This is a genomic window from Sorangium sp. So ce726 (genome assembly GCF_051521405.1).
GTDB lineage: Bacteria > Myxococcota_A > Polyangia > Polyangiales > Polyangiaceae > Sorangium.
Genome location: NZ_CP150349.1, coordinates 7196956 through 7211946, shown reverse-complemented (window position 1 = coordinate 7211946; position 14991 = coordinate 7196956). Strand labels below are relative to the sequence as shown.

Genomic DNA, 14991 nt, shown 5'->3' with positions numbered 1-14991 from the left:
GATGTGGCTCAGAGCAGGTAGCGTTCTCCCGAGTCGGGCAGCACGGTCACGATCGTCCCGCGCACCCTGCGCGCGATCTCCACGGCCGCGTGGACGTTGGCGCCGGAGCTCGGCCCGACGAGGAGCCCCTCCTCGCGGGCGAGCCGCCGCGCCATGCGCGAGGCGCCCGCTTCGGTCACCGTGAGGATCTCGTCGATGAGCGACCGCTCCAGGATCGCCGGGACGAAGCCGGGGCCGAGGCCCTGGATGCCGTGGGGGCCGGGGCCTCGCCCGGAGAGCACGGCGCTCTTCGTCGGCTCGACGGCGCAGATGCGGACAGCGCTGCCGAGCTGATCCCGGAGCACGCGCCCGCAGCCGGTCAGCGTGCCGCCGGTGCCCACGCCGGCGACGAAGGCCGCGATGTCGCTGCCGGTCTGCGCGAGGATCTCGAGGCCGGTGGCGCGCGCGTGGGCGCCGGGGTTCGCCGGGTTCTGGAACTGCTGGCTCATCCACCCGCCGGGGGTCGCCTCGCAGATCTCGTTCGCGCGGGCGACCGCGCCGGCCATGCCCTGGCCCTCGGGCGTGAGGACGATCTCGGCGCCGTACGCGCGGAGGACGTGCCGGCGCTCGACGCTCATGTCCTCGGGCATGACCACCACGCAGCGGTAGCCGCGCACGGCGGCGATCATCGCGAGGCTGATCCCCGTGTTGCCGCTCGTCGCCTCGACGATGGTCGACCCTTTCCTGAGGATCCCTTCGCGCTCGGCGCAGAGCACCATGCCGAGCGCCGCCCTGTCCTTGACGCTGCCGCCCGGGTTCATCGACTCGAGCTTGCCGTAGACGACACCTCCGCCCTCGGGCGAGACCCGGGCAAGGCGGACGAGCGGCGTGCCGCCGATGAGAGACAGGGCGTCCGGCACGACCGGACCGACGCGGACCGCACCAGCAGGCGGAGGCGCCGAGCTCTCACCGGGCGCGTCGGGCGGACTCGGCGGTCCGCCGCCCGGTGCTCGAGGGGACGACATGCCGCCAGTGTACACGTGAACAGGGCATCCCCGGGCAACGTGCCGGAGCGCACGCCCCTCCAGGGGCGCCGGCCCCGCTTTACATCGAGACCTCCGAGAGAACCCCGTAATGATCCGAAGCGGCGACGCCGTTGCGGATCTCCTCGAAGACGACCCTCGATGAGAGCGGCTTGCCTCGCCCCTGCGCGTCCGGGCCGCGGACGAAGACGTAATCGATGCGGCGCGGGTACTCGTTCGTGATGGCCGCGAACGGGTTCCGCACGGGATCGAAGGTGAATCCGGGGCCCTTGCCCGTCTGGTCGAAGGTGTCGGCGAAGTACACGCTCTTCTGGTTCAGGGCGTGCAGCCCCTTCATGAACCGGATCTCCGTGGCCTCGGGCTGCGCGTTGAAGTCGCCGACGACGATGGGCGGCAGGCCCTCCATGGGCGCCTCGCGCATGACGATGTCGGCCACGGCCGCGACCTGCGCCTCGCGCACGGCGCCGTGGTGGAACTTCCAGTTGAGGTGGGTGACGAAGAACGGGATCGCGCCGTGGGGCGACCCGAGCTCGGCGAGCAGGATCGAGCGCTTCTCGTCGGTCTCGCCCGTGGGCAGGGGGAACGCCTGGCTCCGCGCGATCGGCCAGCGCGACAGCACGGCGTTGCCGAAGAGCACGCCGCCGCCGAGGTCGTGTGCGGCGCCGAACGCGGCCTCGTAGCCGAGCCCGTCCGCGATGCCGTCGGCCAGCGATCGACCCTCGTACGACAGCACCTCCTGGAGGCCGACCACGTCGGGATCGAGCTCGCGGAGACCCTCCCGGATGAGCTCGAGGCGCGCCTCCCACGGGTCGTGGCGGTTCCAGATGTTCAGGGTGAGCACCCGGAGGGAACTGCGAACACGGATGCCGGATCCGCCGTGCGGGGAGCCGCTGACCCCGGAGCCTTCTCGAGGACGTTCCATGCCGACGGGCTACGCCAGCTGCGCGCCCGGATCCAGCCGTGATACGAAGGGCCCGGCGCAGGCCGCTGCCCCTCCGGCGCGGAAGGGCGGCCTTGACCGGGAGAACCCTGAATGATCACGTGTGCTCGTCGACGCGGGCGGCCTGGATCGGCCTCCTTCCGACCTCGGACCTCGCTCCGCATGACCGCGAGCTTCCTCCTGCTCGCGCTGGTCGCCGGTTGCGAGAGCAAGATGGATCCCAAGGAGTGCGACAAAGTCCGCGGCGACGCCTTCGAGATGGTGAACAAGGCGCAGCACTGCAACACGGACGCCGACTGCCGTCAGAGCGAGTGGCCGGGCTGTGCGAAGCCCATCAGCAACGCGACCTTCGACAAGATCAAGCCCCTCTCGGAGAGCTACAAGACGGGCAAATGCGAGGAGCCCAAGGTGGACTGCAAGCCCCCGCCGGACTCCTACTGCAAGCAGGGGCTCTGCGTGCACCGCGAGATCGGCACGCCGGAGGGGGCGGGCAACACGCCCACCGACCAGATCCAGATCCAGTGATCCCCGCCACGCCGTCCGCCAGCGAGCCCTGCGGGCCGCTGCGCGGCGGCGCTGCCCGAGCGCGGCGCGCGCCGGCCCGCGCCGCGCTCGGGACAGCGCTGCCGGGCCCAAACGGGCGCGCCGCCTCGGTACGCGCTTGACGCGCGAACCCGCAGAGGCCACGGACGCGGCCGTGAGCGAAGGCTTCTATCGCGGCAAGCGCGTCGTGGTGACCGGCGCCGGCGGGTTCATCGGCAGCCACCTCGTCGAGGCGCTGATCCGGGAGGGCGCGCGGGTGAGGGCGCTCGTCCGGTACACCTCGGGCTCGCGGCGCGGGCACCTCGACCAGCTCCCCGAGGACGTCCTCGCGCAGGTCGAGGTCGTCCCCGGCAACGTGGAGGACGCGGGAGCGGTCCGGTCGCTCGTGCGCGGCGCCGACGTCGTGTTCCACCTCGCGGCCCTGATCGGGATCCCGTACTCGTACGTGGCCCCGCAGCAGTATGTGGCGACGAACGTGCAGGGCACGCTGAACGTCCTCGAGGCGGCGCGCGAGCACGGCGCGCGCGTGGTCCACACGTCGACGAGCGAGACCTACGGCACCGCGCGCTACACGCCCATCGACGAGGCGCATCCCCTGACCGGCCAGTCCCCGTACTCGGCCACGAAGATCGGCGCCGACAAGCTGGCCGAGAGCTATCACCTCTCGTTCGGCCTCGAGGTGGCGACCATCCGGCCGTTCAACACCTACGGCCCGCGGCAGTCGTCGCGCGCGATCATCCCGAGCGTGATGCAGCAGCTCGCCGCCGGCAGCGCCGTCCTCCGCCTCGGGAGCACCACGCCGGTGCGGGACCTCAACTTCGTGACCGACACCGTCGCCGGCTTCCTCCTCGTCGGATCGAGCGCGCGGGCCGTGGGGCAGACGCTCAACGTCGGGAGCGGGCGCGCCATCTCCATCGGCGATCTGGTCCGCCTCATCTTCGAGGTGACGGGCAAGCGCGCGGAGCTCGTGACGGACGAGGCCCGGGTGCGCCCTGACGCGAGCGAGGTCATGGTGCTCCTCGCCTCCTATCGCCGCGCCGCGGAGCTCGTCGGCTACGCGCCCCGCGTGCCGCTCGAGGAGGGGCTCGCGCGGACGTACGCCTATGTCGAGCGTCACCTCACCGATTACCGGCCGCGCGAGTACGCGATCTGACGCACGCCGCCGCGCGGCCGGGGGCCAGCGCCTCGCGCGCCCTCTCCGCGAGGCGCCGGCTGGATGGATGGAAGGCCATGTGGAAGATACCTCTCAGCGATCTCTCGTTCGGGCCTGAAGAAGCCGAGGCCGCGCGGCAGGTCGTCGCGTCGGGCTGGTTGACGATGGGGGAGCGGACGGCGCAGTTCGAGCGGGAGCTCGGCGAGGCGCTCGGCACCCCGAGGGTGCTCGCCGTGACGAACTGCACCGCCGCGCTGCACCTCGCGTACACCGCGCTCTCCGTGGGCCCCGGCGACGAGGTGATCTGCCCGAGCCTCACGTTCGTGGCGACCGCCAACGCCGCGCTCCTGTGCGGGGCCAACGTGGTGCTCGCCGACATCGTCGGCGACGATGACCTCAGCATCGATCCCGCCGACATCGTCCGCAAGATCACCCCGAGGACGCGGGCGATCGCGGTCGTCCACTACGCCGGCTACCCTTGCGACATGGACGCGATCTCCGCGATCGCGGCCGAGCGGGGGCTCGCGGTGGTCGAGGACGCGGCGCACGCGCCGCTCGCGACCTACCGGGGCAGGGCGCTCGGGACGCTGGGGGACGTCGGCTGCCTGAGCTTCTTCTCGAACAAGAACCTCGCCGTCGGCGAGGGGGGCGCCGTGATCGCGAGGGACGACGCGCTCCACGCGCGCATGCGGCTCCTCCGCGCTCACGGGATGACGACGCTCACCCTCGATCGGCACAAGGGGCACGCGTTCACCTACGACGTCGTGGACGCGGGCATGAACTACCGCATCGACGAGATCCGCAGCGCCATCGGCCTCGTGCAGCTCGGCCGGCTCGCGGCGGGCAACGCGCGCCGGCGCGACCTCGTGGCGCGCTACCACGAACGCCTCGCCGGGGTGCGGGGCCTCGGGCTGCCGTACCGCGACTTCTACGCGCGCGGGCTGGGGGAGAGCGCGCACCACCTCATGCCGGTGCTCCTGCCCGAGGGCACCTCGCGCGAGGCCGTGATGGAGGCCATGAAGGCGCGCGGGATCCAGACGAGCGTGCACTACACGCCGATCCACCGCTTCTCGCACCACGGCGCCTCCGACCGGGTGCGCAAGGAGGGGCTCTCGCGGACGGACGCGATCGCGGGCCGCGAGCTCACGCTGCCGCTCCACCCGCGCATGGCCGACGCCGACGTCGACGCCGTGTGCGAGGCCCTCGCCGCGTCACTCGGGTAGGTACCGCTGCCGGTTCTTCTCGAACTCGTCCTGCGCTTCGGCGAAGTCGTCGCTCCTTCCGATGTCGAGCCAGTGGCCCCGGAACGGGAAGGTGGCCACCGGCTCGCCGGCGCCGAGCAGCGCGTGCATCAGGTCGTCGAACCCGAACGGCCGGCCCTCGGGGATGAAGCGCAGCACGCCGCGGCTCATCGCGTAGATGCCCATGCTGACCCAGAACGTGTAGGTCGGCTTCTCGCGGAAGCTGACGACGCGCCCGTCGGGGCCGAGGTCGAGCACGCCCAGGTCGATCTTCGAGGCGCGCTCGCAGACGGCGACGGTGAGCGGCGATCCGGTCGACGCGCCCGTGCGGTGGAGCGCCGTGAAGTCGAGATCGCTGAGGATGTCGCCGTTCATCACGAGGAAGCGCTCCGGCAGGTCGCGCTCGATGACCCGGAGCGGACCCACGGTCCCGAGCGGCGTGTCCTCGCGCTGGTAGGAGATGCGCAGCCCGTACCGGCTCCCCTCACCGACGACCGCCTCGATGAGCGCGGCCTGGTGGCCGACGCACATCACGACGTCGGTGACCCCCGCCCGGGCCAGCTGCCGGAGGAGGATCTCGACGATCGTGTGATCCCCGATCGGCATCAACGGCTTCGGGATAAGGGCGGTGTAGGGGCGGAGCCGGGAGCCTTTGCCGCCGGCAAGCACGACTGCCTTCATGCGATGACGTATACCCACGCGCTGCCTGGACGGGGGACCATTCCGCAGAATTTCACGCTCGCCCGGCCCGCCGCGTCCTCTCCGATTGACTCTCTTCGGGCTGCTCTATTACTGGTTGGAGAGCGTCCCGCGGCAGGTCAGCCCCGGCGTGGGGCGATTCACCCTTCACAGGCGACGTGGGCAGCAATCATGACGATGGTACCTCCGTCTCGTACCCCCGCCAGGAAGCGCCGGAAGCTCGGATATCGAGGCAGCGGCACCTTCGCCATGTGCAGCGCCGGCCCGCACCCGGGCGGTCCGCTCTTCCGGCAGCTGTGCACGCTCGCTGACCGCTTCAACGCGTGCGAGGACGATCCGGCCGCGGCGCAGATCGGGAGCGTGCTCTCGCTGCTCGCCCTCTACGCGACCAAACCGAACGACCGGGATTTCCGGTTGCCGTTCGGCTCCTTCGTCATGGATCTCGCCCTCGCCGACGAGGCGCGGGCTCGGGCGCCGGGCGCCGGACCCATCCCGTACGGGCGCCCGTTGCTCGCTCGCTGACCTGGGCTTCATGAGCACGCGAGAACTACCGACACGACCAGCGGGGCGCAGCAAGCGGACGGCATCGGCCTCGGTGGTGCTCATCGTGAGCGCCAGCGAGCAGCTCGCGGAGCGTTGCCGGCGGCTGGTCTTCGTCGAAGGCGCCGACCTGCTCGCCTGCGATCTCGTGTCGCTGCGCGGCAGCGCGGCATGGCTGAACCCGCTGGCCATCGTGATGACCCAGGACGTGCGGGCGTTCGATCCGGAAGGGTTCATCGAGCTGTCGCGGCGCATCGGCGCCGAGCTCGTGGTGCTCCCCTCCGAGAGCGTGCCGGATACACAGCTCACCGCGATGATCACGGCGGCGCTGGACATCGCCCAGCGCCGCCGGACCGACTGACGGCGACGAGCCGCGGTCGAGGGCGCGTCAGTCGCGCGGCGGGAGGACGTCGCCGGACCGGCTCGCCCGCAGGCACCCCTCGTCGAGGCCGAGCTTGCACGCCTTCGTGAACAGCTCGACCGCCTTCCGGTCGTCGCGCGTCACGCCCTCGCCCTCCGCGTGGAGGTGTCCGAGCTCGACGCAGGCGGGGGCGTTCCCGCGCTCGCAGACGCGCTGGAACAGCGCGGCCGCGCGCCCGGGATCGGCGCTCGCGCCCTGGCCGTGGAGGTAGGCCCTGCCTGCCGCGAGGCATCCGAGGTTCGCGCCCGCGTGGCACGCGCGCGCGTGCCAGTAGAGCGCCGCCTCGTCCGCCCCGCTCGCCCCGCCGGCGTCCGCGCGCGCGAGCCGATCGTGGTAGGCGTCGCCGAGCCGCAAGCAGCCGCGCGCGCTCCCCTCCGCGCACGCCTTCTCGAACAGCGTCATCGCTCGCTCCACATCGATCGAGACGATCGCTCCGCCCAGGTACATCGATCCCAGCGTCACGCAGTCCTCGATCTGGTGGTCGGCGCAGCCGTTCGTACAGCCGACGAGATCGTCCGACTCGCACGGCAGCCGCAGCGGTGGCGGGGCCGCCTCGGCGCTCGCCACGGCTCGCGGCGTCGCCGCGCGCCCTTCGGGTGCAGGTCGACCCGGGTCGGCGGGGCGCCGCGCCGCGGTCGCGCTGCTGCAGCCGCAGAGGAAGAGCGCGCCGAGGAGCGACTGGGCGAGTTCGCGCACGTGCATGCTCGAACTCATGACACACAGGGAGCGCTCTCCCAATGCCGCCCATCGGGCGCGTTCAACGCAGCCTCTCGGGCGCGTTTGCCCCGGGCGCGCGGGGTACGGGGGACGCTCCAGGGCTGGTCCCGCGCCGGGCCTCGGTGTACACGGAGCCGATGCCCCAGATGAGCCCTCCTCCGCTGAAAACGCTTGATGAGCCGAACCTCGAGGCGCTCGTCGAGCTGATGTTCCTCGCGGCGTTCGCCGACGGCGAGTTCAGCCCGGAGGAGAAGAGCCATTTCGCCCGGAGCGTAGAGTCGCTCACCGATCGACGGATCCCGCAGAGCACCATGGACACGCTCCTCCAGACCGTGGTGGAGCAGCTCCACAAGGAGGGTCGCGCGGCCCGGCTCGCGTCGCTCAAGGAGCGGCTGGCCAGCCCGCAGGCCCGGAAGGTCGCCTTCTTCCTGGCCGCTCAGGTCGTGGTCGCCGACGGGATCGTCAGGACCAGCGAGCGCGAGCTCTTGCTCGACGTCGCCGCGGCGCTCGAGCTCGATCAGGCCGAGGCCGCGGAGATCGTGCGGAAGCTCGCCGCTTCATGAGCGGCCGGCCGCCCTCGGCATGTCGCGTCCGGGGGGCCATGGGCGCCCCCTGCGCCGCGAAGGCGGACCGCTGCGCGGGGCGCGTGCGGCGGGGTGAACGGGCGCCGTCGTTTTCGGTTACGATGGGCCCGCCGTGACCTGGTCCTCCACTGGCAGCTTCCTGATCCCGTTTCCGGTGCCGGGCTCAGCGCTGACCTCCACCCGGGGGACGTACGTGATCGGGGCGCTCATCGGCGACGGGCAGTATGGCTCGGTGTACGAGTGCAGCGGGCCGTTCGATCAGGTGTACGCCCTGAAGATGCTGCGTCCGGCGAACAAGCCCTACCAGGTCGTCAAGGAAGAGTGGTCGCGCGAGATGCTCCGCCTGGAGAGCTTCCGCCACCCGAACATCGTCTACATCCACGACGCGTTCGAGGTGAATTACCTGTTCTACCTGGCGCTCGAGCGGTGCGACACGAGCCTCCGGGCGCTGCTCGGGGCCCCGTTCCAGCCGCCGCTGCTCCTGGAGCTCGCGCGCCAGCTGCTGATGACGCTGCAGTACCTGCACGATAACGGCGTCGTGCACGCCGACCTGCACGCGGGCAACGTGCTCATCTCCCAGCTCGACCACAGGCCGCTCGTCAAGCTCACCGACTTCGGCGTGGCGCACCAGCTCGACGGCGTCACCCGCTGGTTCCGCCCGCAGGTCGCGAACCCGAAGATCCTCGTGCCAGAGCTCGTGACGGCGGGCTACACGACGACGCAGAGCGACCTCTACCAGCTCGGCCTGCTCATGTACCAGATGCACACCGGGCAACCGGCCATCGACGTGAACGTCGCCTACGAGGAGATCACGCGGCAGATCGCCGAGGGCACCCCTCGGCAGAAGGCCGAGGCGCTCGGCACGCCGCTCAGCCAGGTGATCGCCAAGCTGCTGCGCCGCCGCGACGCTTACCGCTACCACTCCGCGCGCGATGTCTGGGACGATCTGCGGCAGCTCCGCTGGGCGTAGCGCAATCTCCGCTGCGTCCTGCGCGCGTTCCGGGCTAGATCTCGCGGCATGATCGCCGCCGAAACGCCACGCGTCGTCTCGCTCACGCCCGCGGTCTTCCACCTGCCGGACGCGGTGAACCAGGTCTCCCGCACCTACGGGGAGAGCCCGATCGTCCCGCGTGGCCCCCGGCTCCGGCCGCTGCTCGACCGGGCACGCCACGGCATCGTCGAGGCCCTCGGCGCGCCCAGCTACGAGGCCATCCTCCTCACGGGCTCGGGATCGACCGCCATGGCCGCCGTGCTCGGCTCCTGCTTGCGGCGCGACGAGCGGCTCCTCGTCGTCCGGAACGGCGCCTACGGCGACCGGATCTTCGAGTACGCCGCCACGCTTGGCCAGCCGGTTGTCGACATGTGCCTGCCCTACGGCGAGAGGCCGGACCTCGCGAAGATCGAGGCCATCCTGGCGGCGGACGAGGTCGACGCGGTGGCCATGGTGTACGGGGGCACGTCGACGTGCACGTTGAACCCCTTGCCCGAGGTCGGCGCGCTCGCCCGGAAGTACGGCAAGAAGCTCCTCGTCGACGGCATCAGCTCGCTCTTCGTCGAGCCGCTGGCCCTCGAGGGCTCAGGCATCGCCGCCGTCATGGGCTCGTGCAACAAGGGCCTGCACAGCCACCCGAACCTGACCGTGGCGCTCGTCCGCAAGGACCTGCTCGCCGAGATGGAGCGGATCCCCGCCCGCGTCCCGAGCCTGGAGCTCCACAAGACCTGGCGCGCCCAGCAGGGCGGCGCGCACCCCTACACGATCGATCCGATGAGCCTCTGCCAGGTGATCGCGGCGCTGGATCACCTCGCCGCCACCGGCGGCGTCGCAGGGCGTCACGCCGTGTACCAGGCGCGCTGCGCGATCCTGCGCCCCGGCTACGAGCGCCTCGGGCTGACGATCGCGCGTTGGGAGAACATGCCGCTCCAGTCGATCGGGACGGCGCTGCACATCCCGGCCGGGCGGACCTACGACGAGATGGCGAGCCGGCTCGCCAGCGAGCCGGTCGATGGGCACGTGTTCGAGATCTACGCGGCCCAGGGGAAGCTCTCGAACCGGCTGTTCCGGATCTTCCACATGGGTGAGTACCCGCTCGAGGCCTACGAGATCTTCCTCAAGGCGCTCGCGCGCGTCGTCTGAGCGCGGCGCTCGAGGCTCACTTCGCGCGGCCGCCTGCGGCTCACTTCGCCTCCTTGGGCGCCTCCTTCTTCTCGGCCGGCGCGGCGGGCTTGTCGCCCTTGGCCGCCTTGTCGCCCGCGGGCTTGCCCGCCTTGTCGGCCGTGGTCTTCCCGGTCTTGTCGTCCCCGGCCGCGTCCTTCGCCGCGTCGCCGACGCCGAGCAGCTCGATGTCGAAGACCAGCGTCGCCTTGGCCGGGATCTTCGGCGGGCTACCCGCGTCGCCGTAGGCAAGGCGGGAGGGGATCGTGAGCTTGCGCTTGCCGCCCACCTTCATTCCGGCCACGCCCTGGTCCCAGCCCTTGATGACCTCCGACGCGCCGAGCGTGAACTCGAACGGCTCGCGGCCGACGGAGGAGTCGAACTCCGCGTTGTTCTTCAGCAGGCGCCCCGTGTAGTGGACGCGGACTTTGTCGCCGTCCTTCGCCTCCGGGCCGGTGCCCACGACGGTGTCTTCCTTGATGAGATCGGCGGGCTCCGGCTCGACGGGCTTCACCGCCGGCACGGCGCTGCCCGGGGGCAGATCCGGCTCGGGGACCTTCTCCTCGCAGCCCGCGACCGGGCCGAGGAGGACAGCGCAGGAGATGGCGATGACGATTTGGAGAGGCTTCATGGCGCCACCTCTTACGCACCCGGCGCGGGGCGATCAACGGTCACCCGACGCGCCCGGGGCTTCCCGGCCGTCCGGGTTTCCGTTGCAGCGCTCCTGCCCGCGCGGTTAGGGTGCGGCCACCTTGGCTCGCGCGTTCTCCGTCGCTGCCCTGGCGATCGCCGAGGGGGGCGCCAATGCCGTTGGCGCGGTGCGCTTCACCTGCGCCGAGGCGGAGCTCGAGGTCGAGCTGGTCCGCGTCGCCGGCTACGCCGAGGGGTTCGCCCTGGGCGCCGTGGCGGCGCCGGTCCGCTTCGGGGTGCCCTACACCGCGATCCGCGGCCTCTTCCGGCGCGGCAAGGCGCTCTGCGTGGCGCTCGATCCGTCCGCGTGCTCGCCGCACAACTGCTTCGTCCTCGCGCGCTTCGAGGGCGATCTGCCCGGCGTGCCCGGCGTGACCTCGCCGGCGGCGATGGAGGCGATGGAGAGCGCCTACCGCGCGCGCCTCAACGCCCGCATGGCGAGCTGGATCGCGCCGGCGCCGCTCGGCGTGCTCGCGGCCGCCCTGTCCCCCGACTATCTCGCGAGCGGCCCGCTCGGGACCGCGTCGCTCGCGTGCCTCGTCGCGCTCGCGACCTGGCTCGCGCTGCGCTTCGTCGCGCGGCTCGCGACCTGGGGAGGGCCGCCCTCGGACCGCCTGCGCGACGTGCTCGTGGCGGAGATGTCGAGCCGCATGGGCTTCGCGTCGGAGCGGCTCGCGGCCTCGTCCCCCGGCTCGCCGGCTGCGCCCGTGTTCGCGCCCCGCCCGACCCCGCTCGGCGAGCGGCCGGGGCGCGAACCAAGGCGCGGCGTCGAGGAGGGGATCGACGCGCTCCCGCTCCGGGCCCGCGTGCTCGTGCCCGCGGCGCTCGCGGTGATCGGCATCGTGGCGACGATGGCGTTCGTGCAGCGGTTCGCGGCCCCTCGGGAGCAGTCGCCCGCCGAGCGGCAGGCGGCGCGCGGCGTCGGGCAGGCGACCCGGGGAGCCACGGCCGCGCTCGTCGCGAGCGAGGTCCAGGAGCGCGCCGAGCCGTCGTTCCCGCACTGCCTCTGCGATCGCGCCGACTCGCCGCTCTGGCGGGCGGGGGTGCCGATCCTCAGCCTGCTCGGATCGACCGGGCCGGACGACGGCGCCGGGGTGATCGCCCCGATTCTGCGGCGGGACCGCGCGGACGATGACGCGGAGAGCGAGGCCGGCGCAGGGCAGGGCGACGCCGCCGGGGAGCCGGGCGACGCCGGCGCAGAGCCAGGCGACGCTGGCCGGGACGGCGGCGCGACGCGGCCAGCGCGCGGCCGCTACGATTTCGAGCTCGCGGTCGTGAACAACAGCGGCGCGCCCGTCAGCGACTTCCGCGTGCTGCTCACGTTTGCGCGGCGCGATCGCCGCGGCGAGCGCGCCGGCATCACCGAGCGCGGGCTGTTCTGGGAGGGCGCGCTCGGGCCGGGGCGCGCGGTGAAGTGGCACGTCGAGGCGCCCGGGACGGAGGTGAAGATCGAGCCGGGCGTGACGGGCATGCTCGACGGCGAGACCGGCGTGGCGTCACCCGATGCCTTCTTCCAGCTGACGCGCGCGCGCTACCGCGTGGTGCGCATCCACGCGGCGATGATGCTCGCCTGGCTCCGCGACCCGCGCGCCCGTGACGCGCTCGTGTCGCTCCTGCCCGCCGCGCCCGCGGAGGAGGCGATGCTCGGCCGGATCCGGCGCGCGACGGCTGACGTCATCCCGTGCTCGGCCGCGGTCGTTGAGGGGCGGCTGCGCGCGTGCCTCTTCAACGGCGGCGTGAATCCGGTGCGCGGCGTCACGCTGCGCGAGGTCGCGGCGGGCGAGGGCAGCGCGCCGCGCTCCTGGCCCGTCGCGGCGACCCTGCCGGTGCACGAGGGGGTGGAGGTGACGCTGCCCCTCGAGGGGAGCGCGGCGCCCGAGGAGCTCGAGGTGGTCCCGCAGGACCGATGAGCCAATGATGGAGGAATGAAGAGAGGCTTCAGGGCCGCGCTCGCCCTGGTCGCCCCGCTCGCCGCCGCGCTGGCGCAGCTCGCGGGGGCCCGCGAGGCCGCCGCATGGGCGCCGCTTGATCTCGAGGTCGTCCCCCGCTGGCGCGAGCTGCCGGCCCGCTACCACATCAACCGGGGGACGATCCCGGGGCCGCTCTCCAGCTTCGCCGCCGCCAGCATCGAGGCCGGCTTCGCGGCCTGGTCGAGCCCCGGATGCACGGCGTGGGAGACCGAGCTCCTCGGCGACACGGGTGACGGCTACGACTTCGACGACGGCAAGAGCGTATTTCTCTGGATCAGCGACAGCTGGCCTGGCGAGCTCGGGCAAGCCGACTCGGTCATCGCGGTCACGATGCCGGTCTGGGATGCCGACGGCGTCATCGGCGAGGCCGACATGATCTTCAACAACGTCGGCTTCTGCTGGAACGACACGGGCGAAGGAGATTGCATCGATGTGCGATCGATCGCCACGCACGAAGAAGGGCACTTCCTCGGCCTGGGTCACACGAACGTGCGCGGCGCGACGATGCTGGGGTTCTACCCGGGCGGCACGTCGGCGCGCACGCTCGAGGACGACGACATCGAAGGGGTCTGCGCCCTCTACCCGATCGCCGGGACGAGCGCCGCGAGCTCGGGCGGCGGCGGCTCCGGCGCGGGCGGGACGGCGGCCTCGGGCGGATCGGGCGGCGCCGCGTCGGGGAGCGAGGACAGGCCGAAGAGCGGCAATATGGACGAGGCCGGGGGCGACGCTGGCTGCTCCTGTTCGGGCGCTGGCCAGGCGCCGAGTGCTCCCGGTGCCCTGCCGATGACGGCGCTCGGCGCGCTGCTGGCCTTCTGGCGCCGGCGGTGGCGATGGCCGGGGCGGCCGCGCCAGACCTTGCGTGAATGGCAGCAATCGGGCGGGGCAGGAGAGCGCGCCCCCCGTGTTGGCGCGCGGACGGGCGCGCTTTACAACCCAGCGCAGCCGGGGCAAACGTCCCGCCATGCCCGAGCCGAGCACCGCAGCATTCGAGGCGGAGGTCGCGCATGCCCTCCGCTCCCTTGAGGCCGACAGCTCCGTTCCCGCCCTCGATCCACTCGGCGATCCGGTCGGGGCGGCGCGCGCCCTTTCGGCGGAGGGCGGCGGCGCGCCGCTGATCCTCCGGGTGGCGCCCGAGCTTGGCGCGCTGCGGCGGGAGCAGGATACAGGCTTCGGTCCGGCGCCCCGGGACCCCGTATGGCTCCGGATCGAGCGCGGCGCGAGCGTCCTCCGGCTCGCGCCGCTGAGGCTCGCGGGCGCCCGCCACGCGCGGCCCGAGGCAGGCGGCGCGGGCGGGGCGGGGGAGGGCACGGCCGAGCCTCGCGATGCGGTGGGCGTCCAGGTGATCTCGGAGCGGCGCCCATGCTGCGGCGCCCCCACGTGTGCGCGCGAGCGGACCTACGTCGCCGCATGGCTCGCGCTCGCCGCGCCTGCGCGCGCCACGGCGGCGCGGCGCCTGCTCGTCGCCGAGGCGCAGGATCTCGAGGCTGCGCGGGCGGAGGCGCTCGTCGAGGCGGTGGCGGCGCCGCTCGCGGCCGCGCTGGGCGTCCCGCTGGAGACGGCGCGGGGGACGGAGCCGCCCGGCGCCATCGCCCCGCGGCCCCTCCCGGAGCCTGCCCCGACTCCGCTGCCAGCGCTGCCGGCCGCCGCGCTGTCGCGGTTCGCGATCCGGAGCGAGGGCGAGCTCCTCGTCTTGCGGGACCACGCGAGCCACGGCCCGCGCAGCTCCGCGGCCCGCAACGCGCTCATCGGCGCCGCGCTGCTGCTCGCCGCGCTCGCGCTCTGGATCCAGGCCATGCGGAGCGCCTCCGCGGGCGACAGCGGCATCGCCATCGGCGTCGGCAGCGCCGCCGCGCTGCTCTCGCTCGCGGGCTACGCCTTCCTGGGCGTCGCCAGGTTCTCGTCCCGTTACGCGGCGCGCTCCGCCCCGGTCGTGTCGTTCGGGCCGGGCCGCTTCGTCGTCGCCCCCTGGGTGAGCCGCACCGGCGCGATCGACCTGCGGCCCGAGGGCCGGCTCGGGGCGGCCATCTCCGCCGGGGAGGTCCGCGACATCCGCGTGCTCCCCCGCGGCGACCGGTTCGCGGTCGAGATCGAGACCGATCACGGGCCCATCGACGCCCTCCTCACAGAGGGCGAGGACGTCGCGCGCTACTGGCGGGACGCGATGGATCGCGCCGTCGCCTCGGTGCGCCACGCCGGCGGCCCGTCCGCCAAGCAGCGCCTCCGGGCGCGCGCCCAGGCGCAGCAGGCCCCCGCGGCGGGCTGAGCTGTCCCGGCGATCGTCGCCTGCGAGGGGCGAAAGGGAGCGGAACGAGCGGAATG

16 protein-coding genes are annotated in these 14991 nt (G+C 72.9%); 11 read left to right on the top strand and 5 right to left on the bottom strand.

Features of this window, described 5'->3' with window-relative positions; all coding sequences use genetic code 11:
• Nucleotides 1-8: 8 nt before the first annotated feature.
• Nucleotides 9-899, bottom strand: coding sequence for a cysteine synthase A (cysK, locus tag WME79_RS26875; RefSeq protein WP_437539960.1), 891 nt, complete (start codon nucleotides 897-899; stop codon nucleotides 9-11).
• A 184-nt stretch (nucleotides 900-1083) separates the two neighbouring features.
• The gene (locus tag WME79_RS26870) at nucleotides 1084-1944 is read right to left on the bottom strand and encodes an endonuclease/exonuclease/phosphatase family protein (protein WP_437520418.1); all 861 of its coding nucleotides are present in this window, start codon (nucleotides 1942-1944) and stop codon (nucleotides 1084-1086) included.
• A gap of 180 nt (nucleotides 1945-2124) precedes the next feature.
• On the opposite strand from WME79_RS26870, the gene WME79_RS26865 reads away from it, so the two are divergent.
• The 3 genes from WME79_RS26865 to WME79_RS26855 all read left to right on the top strand — a co-directional run bounded on the left by WME79_RS26865 (nucleotide 2125) and on the right by WME79_RS26855 (nucleotide 4881).
• Nucleotides 2125-2487, top strand: coding sequence for a hypothetical protein (locus WME79_RS26865; RefSeq protein WP_044965677.1), 363 nt, complete (start codon nucleotides 2125-2127; stop codon nucleotides 2485-2487).
• A 172-nt stretch (nucleotides 2488-2659) separates the two neighbouring features.
• A complete protein-coding gene (locus WME79_RS26860) occupies nucleotides 2660-3658 on the top strand; it encodes an SDR family NAD(P)-dependent oxidoreductase (protein ID WP_437520416.1) in 999 nt (332 codons plus the stop codon).
• A 77-nt stretch (nucleotides 3659-3735) separates the two neighbouring features.
• Nucleotides 3736-4881, top strand: coding sequence for a DegT/DnrJ/EryC1/StrS family aminotransferase (locus tag WME79_RS26855; RefSeq protein WP_437520415.1), 1146 nt, complete (start codon nucleotides 3736-3738; stop codon nucleotides 4879-4881).
• Here the strand turns inward: WME79_RS26855 and WME79_RS26850 are convergent.
• Entirely contained in the window at nucleotides 4870-5580 is a 711-nt protein-coding gene (locus WME79_RS26850; RefSeq protein ID WP_437520413.1) for a nucleotidyltransferase family protein, read from the bottom strand. The two genes, WME79_RS26855 and WME79_RS26850, sit on opposite strands and share 12 nt — an antisense overlap.
• Before the next feature lie 189 nt (nucleotides 5581-5769).
• On the opposite strand from WME79_RS26850, the gene WME79_RS26845 reads away from it, so the two are divergent.
• Nucleotides 5770-6120, top strand: a complete 351-nt coding sequence (locus tag WME79_RS26845) for a hypothetical protein (protein ID WP_437520411.1) — start codon at nucleotides 5770-5772, stop codon at nucleotides 6118-6120.
• 10 nt (nucleotides 6121-6130) lie between these two features.
• Nucleotides 6131-6499, top strand: coding sequence for a hypothetical protein (locus WME79_RS26840; protein ID WP_437520409.1), 369 nt, complete (start codon nucleotides 6131-6133; stop codon nucleotides 6497-6499).
• Nucleotides 6500-6526: 27 nt separating this feature from the next.
• On the opposite strand, the gene WME79_RS26835 is transcribed toward WME79_RS26840, so the two are convergent.
• On the bottom strand, nucleotides 6527-7261 hold the full coding sequence (locus tag WME79_RS26835) for a tetratricopeptide repeat protein (protein WP_437520408.1): 735 nt from the start codon (nucleotides 7259-7261) through the stop codon (nucleotides 6527-6529).
• A gap of 161 nt (nucleotides 7262-7422) precedes the next feature.
• Here WME79_RS26835 and WME79_RS26830 point away from each other — a divergent pair, with 161 nt between their 5' ends.
• The 3 genes from WME79_RS26830 to WME79_RS26820 all read left to right on the top strand — a co-directional run bounded on the left by WME79_RS26830 (nucleotide 7423) and on the right by WME79_RS26820 (nucleotide 9994).
• Nucleotides 7423-7839 carry a tellurite resistance TerB family protein gene (locus WME79_RS26830; RefSeq protein WP_437520406.1) on the top strand — a complete coding sequence of 139 codons (417 nt, stop codon included), beginning with the start codon at nucleotides 7423-7425 and terminating at the stop codon, nucleotides 7837-7839.
• Between the two features lie 133 nt (nucleotides 7840-7972).
• Nucleotides 7973-8830, top strand: coding sequence for a serine/threonine protein kinase (locus WME79_RS26825; protein WP_012237410.1), 858 nt, complete (start codon nucleotides 7973-7975; stop codon nucleotides 8828-8830).
• 48 nt (nucleotides 8831-8878) lie between these two features.
• Nucleotides 8879-9994, top strand: a complete 1116-nt coding sequence (locus WME79_RS26820; RefSeq protein ID WP_437520404.1) for a pyridoxal-phosphate-dependent aminotransferase family protein — start codon at nucleotides 8879-8881, stop codon at nucleotides 9992-9994.
• A 40-nt stretch (nucleotides 9995-10034) separates the two neighbouring features.
• Here WME79_RS26820 and WME79_RS26815 read toward each other — a convergent pair whose 3' ends face one another.
• On the bottom strand, nucleotides 10035-10643 hold the full coding sequence (locus tag WME79_RS26815) for an FKBP-type peptidyl-prolyl cis-trans isomerase (protein WP_437520402.1): 609 nt from the start codon (nucleotides 10641-10643) through the stop codon (nucleotides 10035-10037).
• Between the two features lie 121 nt (nucleotides 10644-10764).
• On the opposite strand from WME79_RS26815, the gene WME79_RS26810 reads away from it, so the two are divergent.
• The 3 genes from WME79_RS26810 to WME79_RS26800 are packed head-to-tail and all read left to right on the top strand — an operon-like array spanning nucleotide 10765 to nucleotide 14935.
• Complete coding sequence (locus WME79_RS26810) at nucleotides 10765-12612, top strand: hypothetical protein (protein ID WP_437520401.1); 1848 nt, start codon at nucleotides 10765-10767, stop codon at nucleotides 12610-12612.
• A 15-nt stretch (nucleotides 12613-12627) separates the two neighbouring features.
• Nucleotides 12628-13695 (top strand): matrixin family metalloprotease, encoded by a 1068-nt coding sequence (locus WME79_RS26805; protein WP_437520399.1) that lies wholly within the window; start codon nucleotides 12628-12630, stop codon nucleotides 13693-13695.
• Nucleotides 13634-14935, top strand: a complete 1302-nt coding sequence (locus WME79_RS26800; RefSeq protein WP_437520397.1) for a hypothetical protein — start codon at nucleotides 13634-13636, stop codon at nucleotides 14933-14935. Before WME79_RS26805 ends, WME79_RS26800 begins: the two co-directional genes overlap by 62 nt.
• The last annotated feature ends 56 nt before the right edge of the window (nucleotides 14936-14991 follow it).

Coding starts and splice junctions, on each gene's coding strand:
- WME79_RS26830 (WP_437520406.1), top strand. CDS start 7,423: ATGAGCCCTCCTCCGCTGAAAACGCTTGATGAGCCGAACCTCGAGGCG.
- WME79_RS26855 (WP_437520415.1), top strand. CDS start 3,736: ATGTGGAAGATACCTCTCAGCGATCTCTCGTTCGGGCCTGAAGAAGCC.
- WME79_RS26805 (WP_437520399.1), top strand. CDS start 12,628: ATGAAGAGAGGCTTCAGGGCCGCGCTCGCCCTGGTCGCCCCGCTCGCC.
- WME79_RS26800 (WP_437520397.1), top strand. CDS start 13,634: ATGCCCGAGCCGAGCACCGCAGCATTCGAGGCGGAGGTCGCGCATGCC.
- WME79_RS26815 (WP_437520402.1), bottom strand. CDS start 10,643: ATGAAGCCTCTCCAAATCGTCATCGCCATCTCCTGCGCTGTCCTCCTC.
- WME79_RS26845 (WP_437520411.1), top strand. CDS start 5,770: ATGACGATGGTACCTCCGTCTCGTACCCCCGCCAGGAAGCGCCGGAAG.
- WME79_RS26820 (WP_437520404.1), top strand. CDS start 8,879: ATGATCGCCGCCGAAACGCCACGCGTCGTCTCGCTCACGCCCGCGGTC.
- WME79_RS26835 (WP_437520408.1), bottom strand. CDS start 7,261: ATGCACGTGCGCGAACTCGCCCAGTCGCTCCTCGGCGCGCTCTTCCTC.
- WME79_RS26840 (WP_437520409.1), top strand. CDS start 6,131: ATGAGCACGCGAGAACTACCGACACGACCAGCGGGGCGCAGCAAGCGG.
- WME79_RS26870 (WP_437520418.1), bottom strand. CDS start 1,944: ATGGAACGTCCTCGAGAAGGCTCCGGGGTCAGCGGCTCCCCGCACGGC.
- WME79_RS26865 (WP_044965677.1), top strand. CDS start 2,125: ATGACCGCGAGCTTCCTCCTGCTCGCGCTGGTCGCCGGTTGCGAGAGC.
- WME79_RS26850 (WP_437520413.1), bottom strand. CDS start 5,580: ATGAAGGCAGTCGTGCTTGCCGGCGGCAAAGGCTCCCGGCTCCGCCCC.